Source organism: Streptomyces daqingensis (assembly GCF_014645895.1).
GTDB lineage: Bacteria > Actinomycetota > Actinomycetes > Streptomycetales > Streptomycetaceae > Streptomyces > Streptomyces daqingensis.
The window spans coordinates 48,461-68,046 of sequence record NZ_BMMP01000011.1; the positions used below are offsets into that span (position 1 = coordinate 48,461).

19 protein-coding genes and 1 pseudogene are annotated in these 19,586 nt (G+C 70.8%); 2 read left to right on the forward strand and 18 right to left on the reverse strand.

What is annotated here, in order from left to right; genetic code table 11:
- Positions 1-28 precede the first annotated feature (28 nt).
- The 13 genes and pseudogenes from IEY56_RS17305 to IEY56_RS17365 all read right to left on the reverse strand — a co-directional run bounded on the left by IEY56_RS17305 (position 29) and on the right by IEY56_RS17365 (position 11,829).
- Positions 29-784, reverse strand: coding sequence for an OmpA family protein (locus IEY56_RS17305; RefSeq protein ID WP_189038121.1), 756 nt, complete (start codon positions 782-784; stop codon positions 29-31).
- Between the two features lie 4 nt (positions 785-788).
- Complete coding sequence (locus tag IEY56_RS17310) at positions 789-1,370, reverse strand: hypothetical protein (RefSeq protein WP_189038122.1); 582 nt, start codon at positions 1,368-1,370, stop codon at positions 789-791.
- A 32-nt stretch (positions 1,371-1,402) separates the two neighbouring features.
- Positions 1,403-1,954: a pilus assembly protein TadG-related protein gene (locus IEY56_RS17315; protein WP_229711965.1), complete on the reverse strand. Its 552-nt coding sequence runs from the start codon at positions 1,952-1,954 to the stop codon at positions 1,403-1,405.
- A gap of 35 nt (positions 1,955-1,989) precedes the next feature.
- The gene (locus IEY56_RS17320) at positions 1,990-2,199 is read right to left on the reverse strand and encodes a hypothetical protein (RefSeq protein WP_189038278.1); all 210 of its coding nucleotides are present in this window, start codon (positions 2,197-2,199) and stop codon (positions 1,990-1,992) included.
- A gap of 313 nt (positions 2,200-2,512) precedes the next feature.
- Entirely contained in the window at positions 2,513-3,403 is an 891-nt protein-coding gene (locus IEY56_RS17325; RefSeq protein WP_189038123.1) for a DUF5936 domain-containing protein, read from the reverse strand.
- 19 nt (positions 3,404-3,422) lie between these two features.
- Positions 3,423-4,367, reverse strand: a complete 945-nt coding sequence (locus tag IEY56_RS17330) for a type II secretion system F family protein (RefSeq protein WP_189038124.1) — start codon at positions 4,365-4,367, stop codon at positions 3,423-3,425.
- Between the two features lie 130 nt (positions 4,368-4,497).
- Positions 4,498-5,850, reverse strand: coding sequence for a TadA family conjugal transfer-associated ATPase (locus IEY56_RS17335; protein WP_189038125.1), 1,353 nt, complete (start codon positions 5,848-5,850; stop codon positions 4,498-4,500).
- A gap of 138 nt (positions 5,851-5,988) precedes the next feature.
- A complete protein-coding gene (locus tag IEY56_RS17340) occupies positions 5,989-6,396 on the reverse strand; it encodes a TadE family protein (protein WP_189038126.1) in 408 nt (135 codons plus the stop codon).
- 5 nt (positions 6,397-6,401) lie between these two features.
- Positions 6,402-6,743, reverse strand: coding sequence for a TadE/TadG family type IV pilus assembly protein (locus tag IEY56_RS29210; protein WP_444544893.1), 342 nt, complete (start codon positions 6,741-6,743; stop codon positions 6,402-6,404).
- 531 nt (positions 6,744-7,274) lie between these two features.
- Positions 7,275-8,455: pseudogene (locus IEY56_RS29215) on the reverse strand (CpaE/TadZ family protein); the annotation flags it as partial.
- 14 nt (positions 8,456-8,469) lie between these two features.
- Entirely contained in the window at positions 8,470-9,198 is a 729-nt protein-coding gene (gene cpaB, locus IEY56_RS17355; protein ID WP_189038128.1) for a Flp pilus assembly protein CpaB, read from the reverse strand.
- A gap of 3 nt (positions 9,199-9,201) precedes the next feature.
- Entirely contained in the window at positions 9,202-10,227 is a 1,026-nt protein-coding gene (locus IEY56_RS17360; RefSeq protein ID WP_229711966.1) for a hypothetical protein, read from the reverse strand.
- A 285-nt stretch (positions 10,228-10,512) separates the two neighbouring features.
- Positions 10,513-11,829, reverse strand: a complete 1,317-nt coding sequence (locus tag IEY56_RS17365) for an Nramp family divalent metal transporter (protein WP_189038129.1) — start codon at positions 11,827-11,829, stop codon at positions 10,513-10,515.
- A 205-nt stretch (positions 11,830-12,034) separates the two neighbouring features.
- Between IEY56_RS17365 and IEY56_RS17370 the strand changes: the two genes are divergently transcribed.
- Positions 12,035-13,072, forward strand: a complete 1,038-nt coding sequence (locus tag IEY56_RS17370; RefSeq protein WP_189038130.1) for a chitinase — start codon at positions 12,035-12,037, stop codon at positions 13,070-13,072.
- Positions 13,073-13,262: 190 nt separating this feature from the next.
- Here IEY56_RS17370 and IEY56_RS17375 read toward each other — a convergent pair whose 3' ends face one another.
- The 5 genes from IEY56_RS17375 to IEY56_RS17395 form a co-directional block, all read right to left on the reverse strand.
- On the reverse strand, positions 13,263-14,129 hold the full coding sequence (locus IEY56_RS17375; RefSeq protein ID WP_189038131.1) for a S1 family peptidase: 867 nt from the start codon (positions 14,127-14,129) through the stop codon (positions 13,263-13,265).
- Between the two features lie 193 nt (positions 14,130-14,322).
- Complete coding sequence (locus tag IEY56_RS17380) at positions 14,323-15,792, reverse strand: GntP family permease (RefSeq protein WP_189038132.1); 1,470 nt, start codon at positions 15,790-15,792, stop codon at positions 14,323-14,325.
- Positions 15,793-15,918: 126 nt separating this feature from the next.
- Positions 15,919-16,332, reverse strand: a complete 414-nt coding sequence (locus IEY56_RS17385) for a RidA family protein (protein ID WP_189038133.1) — start codon at positions 16,330-16,332, stop codon at positions 15,919-15,921.
- A complete protein-coding gene (locus IEY56_RS17390) occupies positions 16,329-17,093 on the reverse strand; it encodes an IclR family transcriptional regulator (protein ID WP_189038134.1) in 765 nt (254 codons plus the stop codon). The genes IEY56_RS17385 and IEY56_RS17390 overlap by 4 nt, the downstream gene beginning before the upstream one ends.
- The gene (locus IEY56_RS17395; protein WP_373292111.1) at positions 17,090-18,166 is read right to left on the reverse strand and encodes a sugar kinase; all 1,077 of its coding nucleotides are present in this window, start codon (positions 18,164-18,166) and stop codon (positions 17,090-17,092) included. Before IEY56_RS17395 ends, IEY56_RS17390 begins: the two co-directional genes overlap by 4 nt.
- A 98-nt stretch (positions 18,167-18,264) precedes the next feature.
- Between IEY56_RS17395 and IEY56_RS17400 the strand changes: the two genes are divergently transcribed.
- The gene (locus IEY56_RS17400) at positions 18,265-19,545 is read left to right on the forward strand and encodes an alanine racemase (protein ID WP_189038135.1); all 1,281 of its coding nucleotides are present in this window, start codon (positions 18,265-18,267) and stop codon (positions 19,543-19,545) included.
- The last annotated feature ends 41 nt before the right edge of the window (positions 19,546-19,586 follow it).

Genomic DNA, 19,586 nt, shown 5'->3' on the forward strand with positions numbered 1-19,586 from the left:
CTTATTCCCACTCCCGCCGGCGGGCGGCTCACTCCTGGCGGGGGAAGGACACCTCGACGCGGCGGTTCTTCTTGCGGCCCTCTTCGGTCCTGTTGTCCGCGATCGGATAGTCCTCGCTGTAGCCGCGGACGTTGAAGGTCACCGACGAGCCCAGCTTCTCCGCGAGTGCCTTCTGCACGGCGTTCGCGCGCTCCTTCGAAAGCTTCTTGCCGTGGCCGTACGAGCCGAGGTCGTCGGTGAAGCCGAACACGTTGATCTCGTCGGACTTCTGCTTCTCGATCTCCGAGGCGAGCTCGTCGATACGCGACTGGGCGCCGCCGTCGAGCTTCGAGCTGTCCTTCGGGAAGAGCACCTCCGCCTGGAGCGTGAACTTCGTCTTCGACGTGCTGTCCTCGCGCCGCTCCTCGCCGCCGAGGTCCTCGGTGACGAACTTGATGTCGAGCACCTTGGACGGGGCGAGCGCAGCACCGTCAGCGAGCCTCAGCCCCGCCGCCTGCGAATCGAGCTTCACCGGCGGCTTGGAGCCGCCCGCGATGTTGTCCGGCGGCTCGCTGTACTTGGGCGCGGGAGCGCCGCCCTCACCGGGGAGGGAGGGCGCCTCGGTGGGGATCGTGGTCGGGTCGTCGGCGCCGGGGAGGGCCGTGGGCCCACTGGGAACCGTGATCGACGGTTTCGGAGCCGGATCGTCCGCGCGCGCCCCGGTCGCGCTGAAGGAAGTGATCAGCACAGCCGATGCGGAAGTGCATACGACGGTTCGCAGCGCGTGAGCGCGGATGGCGTTCATCTAGTCATTCCCCCGACAGTTCGACAGTAGCGCTGGGCATGTCCGCCACCTGGAAGTCGACCGAGGTGGTGGACTCCGGCGGTGCGGGGAACTGAGCGAACCATTCCGTCGTCTCGCCTTGCTGGAAGCCTCCGGAGAACCTCGTGCACAGGCAGCGGCCGTTGGTGTCCCGGAGGATGAAGTAGCGCTTCTTGCCCTTCTTGTCGACCATGGTCGCGCCCGCCATGGAAAGGCCGTTGTCCTTGAGTTCCTTCTCTTCGCTCGCCCACCCGGGTAGCACCACCACGGTGGGACCGTCGTTCTTCAACGTCCCCTTGAAGGTGGTGAATCCCGAGGAATCCCGCTCCGCCGACGTGACGGTGAGCGTGAGGTTGCCGCCCTTCCCGCCCTTCACCTGAGCGAGCACCTTCTCCTCGCCGCCGGATCCCCCGCTGGTTCCGTCCTTCTCCTGCTTTTCGGACGAGCCGTCCGGCTTTCCGCCGCCGTCATCGCCGCTGCTGCAACCGGTCGCCACGAGCACCAGGCCGGTCAAGATCGCGGCCGCGGCCATTCGCGTGCGTGTCTTCCTGGTGCGCTTCACGGTCATCGATCGCTCGTCCTTAAGTCGTCGTACGTCCATCAGCCGACCAGCACCACCGAGAAGAGATCCGACGGCTTCAGATCAAGGTCGATGTCGTCCGGATCGATGGTGAAGTCCTCACCGTCACAGGTGATTTCGATAAGTTCAGCGTCGTCGTCGAACTCGCAGCGCGGTTTGATCACGGCGGTGGCGCTCGCCTGGGCCTTCTTGTTGTCGGCGCCGGGGACGATGGAGTCGCCCGTGTCGAATCGCGTACGGATCTTCACCGTGTAGCCGTCGTCACCGTCCTGCGTCACCGCATCGCATTCGAGTACGTCGGAGCGGTTCCTGCCGGCGAAGTACTCCGCCTCGCCGCATCCGTCGCCGGTGAGCGAGGCGATTCCGTCGAGCCAGTCCTGCCAGTCGTCCCCGTTGCCGAGATCGTCGAGGAAGCCGTCGAAGAGCTCGTCCCGGTCGTCCTGCGCGGCGGCGAGAGCGGCGGCGTCGGCGGCTGACTGTGCCCCGTTCCGCACCGTCCCGGCCTGGGCGACCGCGAAGAACGCGAAGGCGAGAAAGAGCAGACCGGCGATGACCGCGCCGTACAGGATCACGGACTGTCCCTCATCGCTGTGGGGGCGACGCCGCGTTATCCGCCGCCACCGAGGATGTTGTTCACCGCTGTCGCGATCCCCGCGGAAATAGCGGTGTCCAGACCCAGGCCGCGAATCGCCAGAATGATCCCCGCGACGATGATCACGATGCCCGCGTATTCGATGGCTCCGGCGCCGCTCTCCGACTCGCGGCCCTGCGTCCTTTCCGCGACGCGCTGGCGCCAGCGGAGCATGGCCTTCGACATCACGATCTCCTTCGCTGATGGCCGAGTTGTGCCCCGTGGGCGGATGTCCCCCTGCGCCCCCGGCCCGGTTGCTGTAGTTCTTGACACTCTCGCCGTCCGTGAAACGGGCGGCGGTTCCCCGGCAGTTCGACGGGCGGGTCGGGAAGAGACGGCCTGTCATTCCGGTCTCCCTCTCCTCCCGCGGCCCGCCGCCGTAGTCCGAATGCTGACTGTGCCACATCGGTCGGCGCCGACGAAGGGGGCGACTGGCCGCCCTTCGAGTTTGGCGTAAACGGCCGCCGTGCGCCGGGTGTTGGTCTCGTACGTCATGCCCTCATCCGCTCAGGACGGAACCGAAGTCCGTGTCGGAGCCCAGGACGAATGTGGCGACGATCAGCAGCAGCGTTCCCGGCAGCAGAAAGGCGATGGTCGTCATCGTCGCCTTGGGCACGGTCTTCGCCGCCTGGCGGCGGGCGTTCTGCGCGTCGGTGCGGCGCATGTCGGTGGCGATCTGGATGAGGGTGTCCGCGATGGGCGCGCCCAGTTCCTCGCCCTGCTGGAGCGCGGTGACGAACTGGTCGACCTGGTCGCTGGAGTTGCGCTTGCGCAGCTCGTCGAAGGCCTGGCGCCGGCCGACCCCGAGGTCCATCTGGCGCAGGGTGATGCGCAGTTCGTCCGCCCAGGGGCCTTCGTAGTGCTCGGAGACGCGTTCGAGCGCCTGACGGAAGCTCAGACCGGCGGAGACGACGACCGCGAGCACGTCGAGGAAGTCGGGCAGGGTGCGTTCGATGACGCGCTTGCGGTCGCGGATGGCCTGGAGGATCGCCAGGTCGGCAGCGGTGAACCCGAAAGCCAGCACGATCACCGCGAAGAGCACGCTGTCCGCCGAGAGCCCCACGAGTGCCATGAGGACGCCGAAGACTCCGTAGGCGGCGCGCCGGGCCGCGTAGCGCTGGACGGTGAGACCGCCGGGGTTTCCGGCCTGGTCGATCTTGCGGCGCTTCCTGTCGACGCGCCGGCTGCCCATCAGGCGCAGGACGAACGGTGCGAGCGGCATGCCCAGCCTGTCGACCGCGGCTTCCCGCGCGGTCGTGCGGGTCGCTCCGACCTCGAGTGCGACGGCGAGGTCGCTGGGGAGCTTCGTCTCGGCTCGGTACATCCGTATGCCCGCGATGGCTCCGTACACGGCGAGTCCGACGGCGGCGGCGAGGAGAAGGGGCAGCATGGCGGTTCGGACCTCCTTCTCAGATCTCGATCTTGCCGAGGCGGCGGATGACGAAGAAGCCGGTGGCGAAGAGCGCGACGGCGGCGAGGATCGCGATCTGCCCGAGCGCGGAGCCGGTGACGCGGGCAAGGGCGCCGGGCATCATCGAGTTCATCATCAGCATCGCTCCGAGGCCGAGCACCGGGACCGTGAAGGCCGTCGCGTTGACCTCGGCGAGCATCGTGCGCACCTCGCGACGGGTCTCCTTGCGCTCCTCCAGCGTGTCGGTGAGGTTCCGCAGGGACGCGACGAGAGTGCCTCCGGCACGGTTCGCGAGAACCAACGTCGTGACGAGCACGACGAGTTCACGCGACGGCAGCCGTTCGGCGAGCTCGCCCAGGGCATCGTCGATGGAGCGCCCGACGGCCAACTGGTTGATGACCAGCGTCAGTTCGTCGCCCGCAGGCGCCTCGAGCTCCTCCGCGGCCATGCCGAGCGCCGTGCGGAGCGCCAGTCCTGCCGAGGTGGCGTTGGCGAGGATGCGCGACAGCTCGGGAAGCTGGCTGATGAACTGCTCGGTGCGGCGCCTGCGTTGGTGGCTGAGGAAGGCGTTGGCGGAGATCGCTCCGAGGAGGCCCGCGATGGGCCCGAAGAAGGGGGCGAGGAGGGAGGCGGCCACCAGCCAGAGCCCCGCGACCGCGGCGATGACGTAGACGGCGAACTCCCCCGGCGTGATGTCCAGGCCGGTCGCCGCGAGCTTGAGCTGGACCCGGTGTCCCAGGCGGGTGCGGCGCAACCGGCGGTCCACGCCGGTGAAGCGCCTCCGGCGGCCCGAGGGCAGCTCGCGGACGGCGCCTTCGCCGGAGAGGCGTTCGATCACCGTCTGCCGCTGCGCACGTCCGGCCGCGTAGGTGAGCACTCCCACGACGGCGAGGGAGCTCGCCAGCAGGAAGGCTCCTAGCGCGAGTTGTGCGGTGGTGTCCATGGCGGGGTCCTGGGCTCCGAGGTCATGTGTCTGCCGGTCCTGTCTCGGCCGCGGCCCGCCGCTCTCCTCGCAGGGGCCGGGGCGGCGGGCGCGGTGCTCGTGGGTTCGTCCGTGCCGCACGGGCGGCGCGCTACCCCGCCTCTCTCGTCGTCAGCCGGTCGGCGTCGTCCGCGACTCCGAAGACGGGCGGTACGGTCTCGCTCGCCATCTGGAGTCTGACGGCGGCGCGCCGCGGCACGGGCAGGTGCTCGAAGCTGCCGTGCACCTTGCCGTCCGCGGACATGGGCCTGGAGTCGAACCGCGAGACGGAGGCGATGCGGAAGGTCTCGCGGCCGTGCGAGGCGAGCAGGACGATCTCCACGATCTTCCTCGAACCGTCTGCGAGGCGCGCGAGCTGGATGATGACGTCCACGGCCGAGTTGATCTGGTCCTGCAGCGCCGCGTAGGGGATCTCGACCTCCGACATGGAGGCGAGGGTCTGCAGCCGCATCAGCGCGTCCTCCGCGCTGTTGGCGTGCACGGTCGCGAGCGATCCGTCGTGGCCGGTCGACATCGCCTGCAGCATGTCCAGCGTCTCACCGCCGCGTACCTCGCCGACGATGATGCGGTCGGGGCGCATGCGCAGCGAGTTGCGTACGAGGTCGCGGACCGTGATCTGGCCCTTGCCCTCCACGTTGGGCGGGCGGGTCTCCAGGCGGATGACGTGCTGCTGCTGGAGCTGGAGTTCGGCGGCGTCCTCGACGGTGATGATGCGCTCGTGCTCGGGGATGAGCCCCGAGAGGGCGTTGAGGAGCGTGGTCTTGCCGCTGCCCGTGCCGCCCGAGACGATCACGTTGAACCGGGCGCGGATGAAGGCCGAGAGCAGCGAGAGGATGTGCTCGTCGAGCGTGCCGAGCGCTATCAGCTCGTGGAGGGCGTAGGCGCGGGGGAAGCGCCGGATGGTGAGGGTGGGGCCCGTCAGGGAGAGCGGCGGGACGATGACGTTGACGCGCTCGCCGGACGGGAGCCTGGCGTCGACCATCGGATTGGACTCGTCGACACGGCGGTTGACCGTGGAGACGATGCGCTCGATGGTCTGCATGAGCTGCTCTTCGGAGGCGAAGCGGACCGGCACCTGCTCGACGCGCCCGCCACGCTCGACGAAGACCTGCTCGGGTCCGTTGACCATGATCTCGGTGACGGTGGCGTCCTCCAGCAGCGGTTCGAGGACGCCGAGGCCGAGCGCCTCGTCCACGACGCGCCGGATGAGCAACTCCCGGTCGTCCGTGGCCAGTACGGGGCCCTCACGGCTGATGAGGTGCCCGAGTACGCGCTCCAGGCGCTCCCTGCGCTCCTGCGGCGCCAGGGCGGACATCTCGGCGAGGTCGATCTCTTCGAGGAGCTTCTGCCGGTAGACCGGCACGAGGTGGCTGGTCCCGTCGGCCGGCGCGGCTCCGTTGCGCGCGCGGGACTCCGGGGTGGTGATGCGGGCCCGCAGACTCATCTCCGGCCTCCTCTCTGTGCGTTCGGCTCTTGCGTGGGCTGTGCCCATTGCTCGCGGGGTCGGTCCTCGGTGTGCTGTTTCGGCTGTGCTGTTCTCGGCTGCGGGTGCGGCCCTCGTGCGCGGCGTACGTACGCCCCGTCAGTCGCGGGGCATGGTGGCCGAACGCGAGGCGTCGCCGAAGTCGTCGACTCCGGGTATGACGGACGGAATGGTGACGGTGGCGGTGACCTCCACCTCGTCCGCGCCACCGCCGAGGTCGAAGCTGCTGCGGGAGGCCGTCCAGCCGGACATGGCCGCCCTTCCGGTCGCGGCGTAGGCGTCGGCGAGGTCTTCCTGGCCGGCTGTGCGGGCCGCGGCCCGGGCGCCGGTACCGGCTTGCTGGACGGCGTAACCCGCTATGCCGAGCTGGATCGCCGCCACGGCCACCAGCAGGAGCAGCGGCATCATGCCCGCCAACTCCAGGCTGGACGAGCCGCGTTGGGGGTCCTGGCCGCGCACGGCACGCCGCAGAAGGGCCCGTGCGCCGAGCCTGTCCCGTGCGCCCATGCCGCTCACCCCTCCTCCGCGGCGCCGGCCGTGCCGTTGACCGTGAAGGGGAGCTTGCCCGCGCCGGGGAAGAGGACCGGTGCGCTGAGGTCGACGTCCGCCTTCCAGAGGTGCCCGGAGAGGCTGCAGTCGACCGACGAGGACTCGCGCCACTTCGCGGGCAGGTGCTCGGTCGCCGCCTCCTGGCAGGCGCTCTGCGCGTCGCCGCCGGACGCGGCCGCTGTCGCGGCTCGCGCCGCCTCGTCGGCCGCGTTGCCCGCGAGGGAGAACGTGTAGCCGATGAGCACGCACTGCCACAGCACGGCGAGGACCACCAGCACGATGGGGGCGATCCCGGCGAACTCCACGGTCAGGGCGCCCCGGTCGCCCCAGACGCTGGGTTCGCCGTCGTCGTCGTCCGGCTCGTGGCCGCCGCGGGCGGCTCCCGGCGGCGCGCCGAAGACGGAGTCCGTACGCGCCGGTCCGATCCCGTGGGTGCGGTCGGGGCGGGGAGCGGGGTCGGGGCGGCCGTATGCGGGCGCCGGCCTCCCGTAGGTGTCGTTGAAGGAGGTGCCCAGCGTCCGGCTCGAAGCCCCCGCGGGGGACGGCCCCGGCGGCAGCGCCTGCCGTTCGGCGCCGGTGCCCGCCTGCGGCCCGCCGTTGTACGCGCCGTCTCCGTAGGTACCGCCAGGTCCGGTGCCGGGTGCGGTGCCTGGTGCGGCGCCTCCCGCGCCCCCGGCCGGGCCCGTCCCCTGCGTGCCCTGGGTCCCCGCGCCGCCCGAGCCGCCGGCCGGCAGCGCCCGGCTGCCCGGGGCCGGGGCTATGCCGGCGGGTCCCGTGCTCCGCGCCGGTCCCTGCTGCTTGCCGGCGGACCTGGCGCTCCGTGCGCCCTTGCCCTGCCTGCCGCCGGGTCTGCCGGCGGCGGTCGTCTCCGCGCCGGTCACCAGGCCCAGCTCGCCGGCGAACCCCCAGAGCGCCTGCCGCACCGACCCCTTGGGGTCGAGGTCCTGCATGCGCCCCGCGTCCACGGCGCTCTGCAGCTCCTTGAAGTTGGCGGGGACGGCGGAGCGGGCCACCGGCGTACCGACGATGCGGGAGACCAGCGAGGGCTGGATCTCGCTCATTCTGGAGGTGCGGTTGACGAGGGTGACGGTCTCCTCGGCCTTGCGGATCTGCAGCCGGTCCCACATGCGCACCATGCGTTTCGCCGCGCGGACGGCCACGACGTCGGGCGTGGTGAGCAGCACGGCGAGGTCGGCCGTCTCGATGGCGGCGGCGTTGGCGGCGTTGAGCTGGGTGCCCGGGCCCTGAGCGCCGCGACGATCTGCCGTGACGCCCTGTCGTCGACGTCCTCGCCCCGCTCGCCCTCTCCCGGGGCGAGGAGCAGGCCCAGCCCCGACTCGTGGGTGTAGACGGCGTCCTGGAGTACCCGCGCGGAGATGTCCTCGATGCCCGCGAGGTCGGCGACCGACCGCCGGAACTGGACGTCCAGGTACGAGGCGACGTCGCCCGACTGCAGGTCCATGTCCACCAGGGCGCTGCCGCGGCCCGACGCCTGTGCGGCGAGGGCCAGTTGCACGGCTGTCAGGGTGGTTCCGACACCGCCCTTGGCGCCCGTGACCGCGACGACCGTGCCGCCCGGCCCTGCCGGCTCCTCCCCTCCTCCGCCCAGGTGGCGGCGGACGCCGGCCGCCCACGAGGCGGCCGCGCCGACCCGCGCCGCCAACTCGTCGTAGCTCAGCGGCAGTCCGAGGACGCCGCGGGCGCCGGCGTCCATGGCCGCCGAGTAGAGCGGGGGGCTGGTGTCACGGGTGATGAGGACGACGCCCACGGCCGGGAAACGGAGCGCGACCTCGCGGATGAGCTCCAACGCGGGCTGCGGACCGATGAGTTCGTGCACCAGCACGACCTCCGGCAGGTCCGCGCCCGTCCCCCCGCCCGCCTGGGCGAGCGCGTCGAGGAGCTGTGCGGAGTCGACCGCGGGCGGCATCGGTTCGCTGTCCGGGAGCTGCCGCAGCAGGCCGACGAGGGACCTGGCGGCGTCCGGGTCGCTGACTGCTGGCTGGATGCGGGTGACCATCGGCTATTCCTGCCTCACTTGTCCCCGGAGAGCGTGTACGTACGGTCGCTGTCGGGTATGTCGGCCGCGTCGCCGGGGGCCACCAGCGCGAGCCTGACGTGCTCGGCGAACGATTCGGCGTAGGCGACGCGCTGGGCGTCCGCCGCGGAGAGGGCGAAGGTGATCGGCACACCGTCCCGCTCGCGCCGGCGGGTGCGCTCGTCGTCGTCGCCCTCCTTGAACGGGGTGAGCTTGCCGACGTCGATGACCTTGGCGTCGCTCACGATGACCTTCGACTGGTTCGGCGCCCGGCCCTTGCCGCCGCTCTGCTGCTCGCCCTCGAAGGTGGCGAAGATGTTGACCCGGCTGCCGGGGTTGATCTTCCCGGCGACGCCCGTCTCGGCGTCGATCATGATGGCGATCTCCTGCTCGCCCGGCTTGAGTTCGGGGCGTTCGGACACCATGTCCGCCTGCAGGAGCGACCCCTTGCGCAGCTTGCTGGTGGCGACCTTGCCGCGCAGGTCGTCGAGGTCGGTGACCGCCGTCTCGGGCAGCCACCGCTCGGGGATCTCGACCTTGTCGAACTCGGCGCCGCTCAGGGAGGCGTAGGCGGGGACGTCCGACGTGAGCTTGTAGGCCGTCTTCTCCGGACCGACCTTCGACTCCACGTCACGTATGAACGCCAGCACGCCGGCGAACGCCGCCAGCGCGCACAGGACGGAGACGATGAGCAGGAGGACGCCGCGGCGCTGGCGTGAATTCATGGACTACAGACCTCGGGGATCGGCGACGACGGCGTGACGGGTGTGCGGGGCGGCGGGAGGGCCCGCCGATGCGCGGCGGTAACCGCCGAGGCCGCTGCCGCCGCGGCCCGCGGCAGGCCGGGCGGCGGCGTCCGGTCGGGATGAAACGAGGGGGCCGGGCGCGCGGCGGGACGCGGGTGCGGGCCCGTACGAGGCGGGTGCGGCGCAGAACGCGCAGCGGTCGCCGATGAGTTCGAGACCGCACCAGTGGCATTCGTCGCGCCGCACGGACGAGACGAGCTGGTAGAGGACGGAGACGTCGGGTATGGCGGCGGCGAACTCGATGAGCTTGCCGGTGCCCCACCAGCGGGCCGACTCCCCGGGCAGCTGCGCCTCCTGGACTCCGCGTACGTTCCACTGGGCGGCCAGCGTGCCGCTCACCCACTCGGAGTCGAGGGCGCCGCGGGCGACCGTGAGGTGCGTGGGGAACTGCGGCCCCGCCAGGCTCGCTTCGCTTCCGCCGCCGGCCGCCGCGCCGTTCGCGTCGAGCCGTACCAGCTGAGCGCTGGGGGCGGCGAGGACGGCGAACTGAGACCTGGAAATCCAGGACTTGGCGTGGGCGGTGAGCGGTACGGAGACGTGGTCGAGCTTGGCGACGGAGTTGAGCAGTGCACCCGCGTAGACGTAGTGCGCGAGCAGCCGCCCGGCGGCGGCGAGCACGCCGGGGCTGAAGTCGCAGAGCGAGAGCTGCCTCAACTGCCGTACGAGGACGGCCGTTCCGAGCGGCGGCAGCCGTGTCGGCAGCAGGGCGATCCGGTCGCTCTCCAGCACCGAGCGGATGGTGTGCAGCCGGTGCAGGAACGGCTTGTCGAGCGTCGCCGGATATACGACGACGAGGTGGCCGTGCTGGTTGATCAGGCGCTGCGTCTCGGCGAGCGCGAGCTCCAGCGGCTGGTCTCCCGGCGGGCGGTACACGTGCGCCCGCGGGGTCTGCCGGTCGGGTGGAGGCAGCACGTGACCATCGCTGGTGACTGCCAGCGCAGTTGGCATCCCGCCCTCCCGCCCCCGGAATCCGTTGCCGGGCCGACGACACCCGGGTTGTCGACCGTCATGCTGATCTGACGACATCACACCTTACGGCGGAGCTCCGGCGCCCGACACCTCGTCACGGCATCCGGCCGGGCCCGCTCCCCCTGCCATACCCCGGGCCGGGAGCGCGGCAATCGGTTTCACGGGTCCCGGCTCGCCGCAGCGGGCAGCGGAACGCCCCCGCCCCGGAGGGGGCGAGGGCGCCGCGGAAGTGCCGGAAGGCCGGTCAGCGGGATCTCCCGCCGGTCACCAGGGCAGTTCGCGCACCTGCTGCACGCACAGCACGATGAAGAGCATCCCCGAGAGGAAGAGCATCACGTTGCTCAGGACGCCGTTGCGCCACTCCTGGGGCGTACGGCTGGAGTTGAGCAGCCAAATGAGCGTCAGCGCGAGGAACGGCATGAAGAACGCGCCGAGCACGCCGTAGGCGACGACCAGCCCGAAGGGCTGCTCCAGCCACAGCAGCGTCATCGGGGGGAACGTCAGCCAGAGCAGGTAGCCGCGGAAGGGAAGCGAGCGCTCCCGGCTGCCGCTGGCCACGGCCGCCACGGCCTGCTCGTCGCCCCCGCCGCTCTTCCGGGCGGCCTGGATGCGTTCGACGAAGTCGGCGAACATCAGGCTCACGCCGTGCCACACGCCGATCAGCGAGGTGAAGGAGGTGGCGAAGAAGCCGATGAGGAAGAGCTTCGCGGTGAAGCCGCCGAACCGCTCATCGAGGACCTTGCCGAGGTCGGCGAGCCCCTTGTCGCCCTCGGCGATGGCCACCTGGGAGGCGTGCAGCAGCTCGGCTCCGACGATCAGCATGGCGACGACGAAGACGCCGGTGGTGATGTAGGCGACCCGGTTGTCGAGCCGCATCATCTTCATCCAGCTGCTGTCGGTCCATCCCTTCGCGTTCACCCAGTACCCGTAGGCGGCCATGGTGATCGTCCCGCCGACGCCGCCTATCAGGCCGAGCGTGTAGAGCAGGGAGCCGTCGGGGAGCACGGGGAGCAGCCCGGCGAAGCCGGCCTGCATGTCCGGCACGACGCGGATCGCGACGTACACGACGATCACGAACATCACGCCGATGAGCACCGTCATGACCTTCTCGAAGACGGCGTACCGGTTGAACCAGACGAAGACGAGCCCCACGAGCCCGGTGATGATGGCCCAGGCCTTGAGGTCGAGCACGCCGGGGAAGAGGGCGTCCAGCGGGAGGCCGGAGGAGGACATGGCCGTGCCGCCGTACACGAAGCCCCACACGACGACGTAGATCGCGAAGTAGACCGTGGTCCAGGGGCCGAGGGAACGCCAGCCGTCGAAGATCGTCCGGCCGGTCGCCAGGTGCCAGCGGCCCGTCGCCTCGGCCAGCGCGATCTTGACTATGCAGCCGATGACGGCGGCCCACATCAGCGTGTAGCCGTACTTGCTTCCGGCGATGAGCGTGGCGACGAGGTCGCCCGCACCGACGCCGGTCGCCGCGACGACGATTCCTGGCCCCACCAGCTTCCAGCTGGCCTTCCGGGCTGGAGGCGCGGCCGGGGCGGACTCCCCGCTGTGCGTGCTGTCTTCGGTTGCCATCTCCTACCGCCTCTGTACTCGTCCCCTAGTCAGGTGCTGCCCGGCGAATCAAATCCCCCGATGGACGATCAGCACAAGGCCTCGTCCGGCTGCCGGAAGTCTTGACAAGTGCATTGGTCTGGACCATGTTGTCTGCGACGCGACGGGCCCGGCGCGCCATGCTTCGCACCGCTTTCTCCCATCTCCCCCCACCACGGAGGCAGTTGTGGCACGCGCACAGACCCGATCCCACTTCCGCGGCGGCCCGCGCACGCTCGGCGCCGTCACAGCAGCGGCACTGACAATCTGCGGACTGCTCACAGGAACCGCGGCCGCCGCGGAGGCGCCGGCCGCCTCGGAGCAGCCCGCGGTAGGCGCCTCGGCCGTGCCGGCGCACGCGGTCACCGGCTACTGGCAGAACTTCGACAACGGAGCGGCCAAGCAGAAGCTCTCGGACGTACCCGGCGACTACGACATCATCGCCGTCTCCTTCGCCGACGCCACCGGCACTCCCGGCCAGGTCGACTTCACCCTCGACCCGGCCACCGGCTACGGCTCCGAGGACGAGTTCAAGGCGGACATCGAGGCGAAGCACTCGGCGGGCAAGTCCGTGATCGTCTCGGTCGGAGGGGAGAAGGGCGCCGTCAGCGTGGCGGACGACGCCTCCGCCACCGCCTTCGCGGACAGCGTCGTCGGCCTCATGGACGAGTACGGCTTCGACGGGGTCGACATCGACCTGGAGAACGGCCTCAACTCCACGTACATGACGAAGGCGCTGGACAGCATCCACAGCCGCAAGAGCGACGTCGTGGTGACGATGGCGCCGCAGACCATCGACATGCAGTCCACGTCGACCGAGTACTTCAAGACGGCGCTCAACATCAAGGACTACCTGACCGTCGTCAACATGCAGTACTACAACAGCGGTTCGATGAACGGCTGCGACGGCAAGGTCTACTCCCAGGGCTCGGTGGACTTCCTCACCGCGCTCGCGTGCATCCAGCTGGAGGGCGGACTCGACGCCTCACAGGTCGGCATCGGCACCCCCGCCTCCTCCAGCGCCGCCGGCTCCGGCTACGTCGAGCCCGGCGTCGTGACGGCGGCCCTCGACTGCCTGACCAAGGGCGAGAACTGCGGCAGCTTCAAGCCCGCGCAGACCTACCCGGGCCTGCGGGGCGCGATGACCTGGTCCACCAACTGGGACGCCTCCAACGGCAACAGCTGGTCCGGCACGGTGGGCCCGCACGTCGACGCCCTGGGGTGACACACGCACCACGCCACCCGCTGCGGGGCGTCCCCACCGCCCCGTACGCACGCGAAGCCCCCGGACGGCATGTCCGGGGGCTTCGCCCGTGATGAAGCGGACGCAGGCCGGTCGCGCCTCTCCCGAGGACCGACCCGGTGTCGTGGCACCGCCGCGCCACGACACCGGCCCGCCCAAGCAGGAGCTCTGCTTACGGCTTGGGCAGCTTGCAGTCGGGCAGGCTCAGGTCGACCTTGTTGCCAGCGGCGATGCAGCTGGTCAGGGTGTGGGTCTGCTGACCGTACGCGGTGCCCTCGTTGACGGTGACGTTGCCGTTCTCGTCAACCTCGCAGGGGTTGTTGAGCGTGCACTCCTGCCCGTTCTCGTTGCGGGTGTTGTTCACGCCGACGATCTTCCCGGAGGCGTCGTCGATGACCGGCGACCCGGACGTACCGCCCTTGGTGTCGCACTCGTTCGTGTAGCGCAGGGAGTCCTTCATCGTCCAGCCGTCCTCGCGCAGCTCGTGCACGAAGCCGTCGATGGAGCAGCTGTAGGTCTCCTTCCAGTAACCGGAGACGACGGTGATGGCCTTGCCGGCGTCGGGGTGCGCGGCCTGGACCTCCAGCGCGTCGATGCCCGTCTCGCTCTTGATCTCCTCGTACGTGGCGTCGAGTTCGTAGAGCGAGACGTCGGTGTCGGTCATCGTCGCGTAGCTGATCTTGGTGGAGGTCAGCTGGCCCGCCTCGGCGCCGGAGGCGTCGAGAAGGGAGAAGCTGCGCTGCGACGGCTGGTCGACGACGACCTTGCCGGGCTCCGGCATGCCCTCTTCGAGGCAGTGCCCGTTGGACAGCACGAGACCGGGGTCCGAGTCCTTGGACTCGGGCATCTTCACCAGCGAGCCCGAGCAGTTGCTGAGCGCGACCGTGCCCGCGAAGTCGGGGGCGGCGGCCGGCGCCGCGGACTTCGCGGAACCGGAGGACTGCTGCTCGGCGGCGGCCGCCGGCGTCGCGGCCGCTCCGGTGACTGCGACGGCCGCGAAGAGCGTCGCTGCCAGGGAGCCGACGAGAGGTCGTTTCATGGTGGGGGGTTCCTCTCCTTCACCGAATATCGAAGCGATGATTCGTGGGGGATGACGCCGTGCATTCTTGGCGCAGGAGAGGCGCCTCCACAAGACCCCACAGGACCGCAACGGCGCCCCCAGAAGCGGAAGATGAGGTTCCGGACGAGTCGGGCGACCTGCGGGGCAGGAGGGCCCGCCGCCTAGACACGCCCTAGACGACCAGGCTCACCAGGGCGGCCACCGCGAAGCCGGCGACCGAAAGGACGGACTCCAGCACGGTCCAGGACTTCAGGGTGTCCCGCTCCGAGATGCCGAAGTACTGGGAGACGATCCAGAATCCGCCGTCGTTCACGTGGGACGCGAAGATGGAGCCCGCCGAGATCGCCATGATGACGAGCGCGGCGTGCGGCTGCGAGAAGTCCCCGGCAGCCAGCAGCGGAGCGACGATGCCCGCGGTCGTGACGATCGCCACGGTCGCCGAGCCCTGGGCCACCCGCAGCACGAGCGAGAGCAGATACGCCAGCACGATCACCGGCAGGCCCGCGTCGTCGAAGGTGTCCGCCAGCGCCTGCGCGACACCGCTGCCCTCCAGGACCGCGCCGAAGACACCGCCCGCGCCGACCACGAGAAGGATGTTGCCGATGGGCTTCAGCGAAGCGGTCGAGACGGTCTCCAGGGACTGGCGGGACCAGCCGTGCTTGAGCCCGAGCTGCCAGTACGCGAGCAGCAGCGCGATCGTCAGCGCCACGAAGGGGTGCCCGAAGAACTCCAGGACGGAGCGGAGCGTCGAGGGGCCGAGCGCGATGGAGGAGAAGGTCGCCATCAGGATGAGCAGCAGCGGCGTCCCGATGATGGCGAGCACCACGCTCAGCGAGACGGGCCTCTCCCCCGTCACTCCCGCGGCCTTCTTCTCCGCCTCGACGGCCGCCTTGGACTCCTCGGCGGCCTCGACCATGTCCTGCGGGACCTCGACGAAGAGCCGGTTGCCGATCCACGTCGAGTACGCCCAGGCGGCCGCCACCGCGGGGATGCCCGTGACGACGCCCATCATGATCACCCAGCCGAGGTCGACCTTGAGCAGTCCCGCAGCCGCGACCGGGCCCGGGTGCGGCGGCAGGAAGGCGTGCGTCATGGACAGGCCGGCCAGCAGCGGCATGGCGTAGAGGATGATCGATTTACCGGAGCGCTTCGCCGCGGCGTAGACGATCGGTGCCAGGACGAAGATGCCGACGTCGAAGAAGACGGGAATGCCGAAGATCAGGCCCGTCAGGCCCATGGCCAGCGGTGCGCGCCTCTCCCCGAAGAGGGTCAGGAGCCGCCGTGAGAGCGCCTCCGCGCCGCCGCTGACCTCGAGTATCGCGCCCAGCATGGTGCCGAGGCCGATGATGATGGCGACGTGTCCGAGGATGCCGCCCATGCCCTCCTCGATGAGGGAGACGGCGTCCGACTTCTGCACGGTGCCGAAGAGTTCGGTCACCGAGAGGCCCGACGCGAGGCCCACGGCGATCGAGACGCCCAGCAGGGCCACGAAGGGCTGCAGCCGGACCTTGATGATGAGGAAGAGCAGCAGCAGGATGCCCAGCGCGGCGACGGTCAGCAGACCGCCGGTGCCGCCTATGAGTGCGAGCAGACCGCCTGTGTGCGGCGGCGCCTCCTCCGGCGCCGGAGCGGCGAGCAGCATGGTGGACCTCGTGGCTCTCGTGTCGACTGCGTGTGTGGGCTGGTGGCTTCGGGCACCGGGGCGTGTGCGGCGGCCCGGGGGCGCCCGCGGGGAGGGGCGGCCCGGCCGGAGTGGGTCGCCTGCTCCTCAGCCGAGGACGGCGAGGGCGTCGGCCTCGACGAGCAGTCCCGCGGGAAGGCCCACGTAGACGGTGGTGCGCGCGGCCGGGGCCTCGGTGAGGTCCGCGAAGTACTCGTCGTAGATCTCGTTGAACTCGGCGAAGTGCGCGGTGTCGGTGAGGTAGACGCGGATCATCACCACGTCCTCCCAGCTCGCGCCGCCCTCCCGGAGGATGGACTCGACGTTCGCGAAGGTCTGCAGGGTCTGCTCGCGCAGGCCGGGGCCGACGGGCCGGGGCGCCTGCCCGGGCTCGGCCGGGCCGAACCCGACCTGTCCCGCCACCTGCAGCAGGCCGCCCTTGCGGACGCCGTGCGAGAACTGCGCGGGCGGGGTGGTGTGGGTGGCCGGGGTGAGGGCCGTCTTGGTCAGCTTCTCGCTCATGATCGGGCTTCCTTGGGTGGGGTCTGTCCGGAGTACTCGGCGCTGACGGCGTCGGCGGTGCGGCGCACCAGCGGCAGCAGTTCGAGGAGTTCGTCCGCGCTGACGACCACGTTCGGCGCGGAGACCGACAGGGCCGCGACAGCACGCCCGTCGGGCCCGCGCACCGGAGCGCCGACGCAGTTGATGGACTCCTCGTGGCCACCGAGGTCGGTGGCCCAGCCCTGTTCGCGCACCCTGGCCAGCTCCTCCAGGAAGGCGCCGGCGCTGGTGAGGGAACGGGACGTGTAGCGGGGGTATTCGAGCCGCTCGGCGAGCAGGCGCCGCTCCGGCTCGGGAAGGTCGGCCAGGAGCAGTTTCGCGACGGCGGCCACGGTGATCGCCACGGGCTTCCCGATACGGGAGTACATCCGCACCGGGTAGCGGCTCTCGACCTTGTCGATGTAGACGACCTCGTCCCCCTCGTGCACGGCGAGGTGGACGGTGTGTCCCGTACGGGCGTTGAGCTCCACGAGATGGGGGTGGGCTATCTCCCGTACGTCGAGGTTCTCGGCGGCCTGCTGGGCGAGGGCGAAGAGGCGCGCGCCCAGGCGGTAGCGCTGGTCGGGCTGGCGGTGGACGATGCCGTGCTCGTGGAGGGTGCGGAGCAGCCGCAGAGCCGTGGACTTGTGCACGCCGAGCCGCGTCGCGACCTGCTCCAGATTCGCCGGACCCTCGGCCAGCAGCGGCAGGATCGTCAGGGCGCGGTCGACTGTCTGGCTCATGGTTCGTTCGCCTTCTGTGCGTTCACGGAGTCCCACCCGGGACCGAGGCGCAGTCTCCCCCACGCCTCGTCGTCCAGGGCGGCCAGCCGGTCCGCGAGCGGACGGGCGGGGGGCTCGGCGAGATCGCCGGGCACCGTGAGCGCGGCCGCGGCGGTGAGGTGCCCGTGCCGGAGCCGCTCCCGTACGGGCAGGCCGCGCAGTGTCGCGGAGATCACACCCGCGGCGAAGCCGTCCCCGGCACCGACGGGCCCCACGACGTCGACGCGCAGAGCCGGCACCGTGACGACGACGTCCGCCCCGTCCCCGTCGCTGACCACGTCCCCGCCCCGCCGCACGAACGCGGTCGCGCCCTTCTCGCCCTGCTTGACGATCAGCACTCCCGGCTCGGGCAGCGCCGCCCTGACGGCCGCGGGACCGTCGGTGACGCCCCAGGCCGCCGCGGCCTCGTCCTCGCCGACGAAGACGAGGTCGCAGCCGCGGGCGAGATCCAGCAGCACCGCCGGGTCGCGTCCCGCCCGCTTCCACAGCCCCACCCGGTAGTTGACGTCGAACGAGACGAGCGGACGTCCCGCGCGGGGCGCCGTCAGGACGCGCATCAGCTCCAGGCAGTCCTCGGAGAGCGCGGCGGTGATGCCGCTCACGTGCAGCACCGCGGTGTCGTCGATCGCCGCGACGTCCACGGTGCGGGGCGACATGGCGGAGGCGGCGGAGCCGGCGCGGTAGTACAGGACCTCGGCGACGCCCTGCGAGGCGTCCATAGTGGTGGGGCGCTCACCGTCCGTGCGGAAGTAGATGCCGGTGGAGCGGGAGCGGTCCCGTCCGACAAGTCCGACATCGACACCGCGCGCCGCGACCGCCTCCACGAGGTGGTCGCCGAAGCCGTCCACGCCGACCCGGCTGACCCACCTCACCTTCCATCCCGAACCCGCGAGCGCGCAGGCCACGTTGGACTCGGCGCCGCCGATGGCGCGCTCGAAGGACGGCACGTCGGCCAGCCGTCCGGGCTGCGACGGCAGGAACGTGACCATGGATTCGCCGAGACACACGACATCGGTGCTCGCCACTGTGCGCACCACTTCTCATCGATTGACGGGTATTCGCCGGGATGCTAGACAGCCGTAAGCGAAATACGCAATGCGGATTGCATTACTTGCAATGAATCGGAGTCGCCATGTCCAGCGCGGACCCGCAGGCCGCTCTCGCCGCCCTCGCCGAGGAGCGCGTCGACCACCGCTTCAAGGGGCTGCCGCCCGATGCGTCCGGCACCACCGTCGGCGCCCTCGCCGCGGAAGGCCGCAACCTGTTCACCGGCGGCTTCACCACACCCGTGCTGGCGCTCTCCGCGGAGCGCCTGGAGCACAACCTCGCGCTGATGAGGACCTACACCGAACGCCACGGCCTCGCGTTCGCACCGCACGGCAAGACCTCCATGGCCCCCCAGCTCTTCGCGCGCCAAGTCGCCCACGGCGCCTGGGGGATCACGCTCGCCGTCCCCCACCAGGTGCGCGTGGCGCGGGCGTTCGGGGTCCGGCGCATCTTCCTCGGCAACGAACTCGTCGACCCCGCGGCACTGCGCTGGCTGTCCCGGGAGCTCGACTCCGACCCTGACTTCCGCTTCGTCTGCTACGTCGACTCCACCGAAGGCGTCGCCCAGATGGACACGGCGCTGCGGGGCGCGGAACGCCCCCTCGACGTCGTCGTCGAACTCGCGGCGGGAGCGGAGGCCCGCACCGGCGTCCGCACCGAGGCCGAGTGCGCGGCGGTCGCCGACGCCGTCGCGGCCACCTCGACGCTGCGCCTCGTCGGCGTCGCGGGGTACGAGGGCGAGGTGCCCGGCGCCTCGCCCGCCGCGGTCACCGCCTGGCTCCGCCGGCTGACCGCCCTCGCCGCGGAGTTCGACGCCGCGGGCCGCTTCGACGGGCTGTCCGAGATCGTCGTCAGCGCGGGCGGCAGCGCCTGGTTCGACGCGGTGGCCGAGGTCTTCGAGGAGATGCCCGCCCTGTCGAAACCCGTGCTGAAGCTCCTCCGCTCGGGGGCGTACGTCTCCCACGACGACGGTCAGTACCGCGACAAGACGCCCTTCAACCGCGTACCCGAAGAGGGCGCGCTGCAGGCGGCGTTCACGCTCTGGGCGCAGGTGGTCTCCCGTCCGACGCCGCACCAGGCGTTCCTCAACGCCGGGAAGCGCGACGCGGCGTTCGACCTCCACCTCCCCCAGCCGCACACCGTCCGCGGCGCCGGCGGTGAGACGCGTCCCGCAGACGGCGTCACGGTCACCGCCCTGTCCGACCAGCACGCGTGGGTCAGCACCGAAAGCGCCGGCGACCTGGCCGTCGGGGACTGGGTGGGGCTCGGCCTCTCCCACCCGTGCACGATCTTCGACAAGTGGCAGCTCATCCCGGAGGCGACGGCGGACGGCACGGTCACGGACTACGTCCGCACGTTCTTCTGACCGACGCCAGAGCGACTTCTGACCGACTCCTGACAGACGGA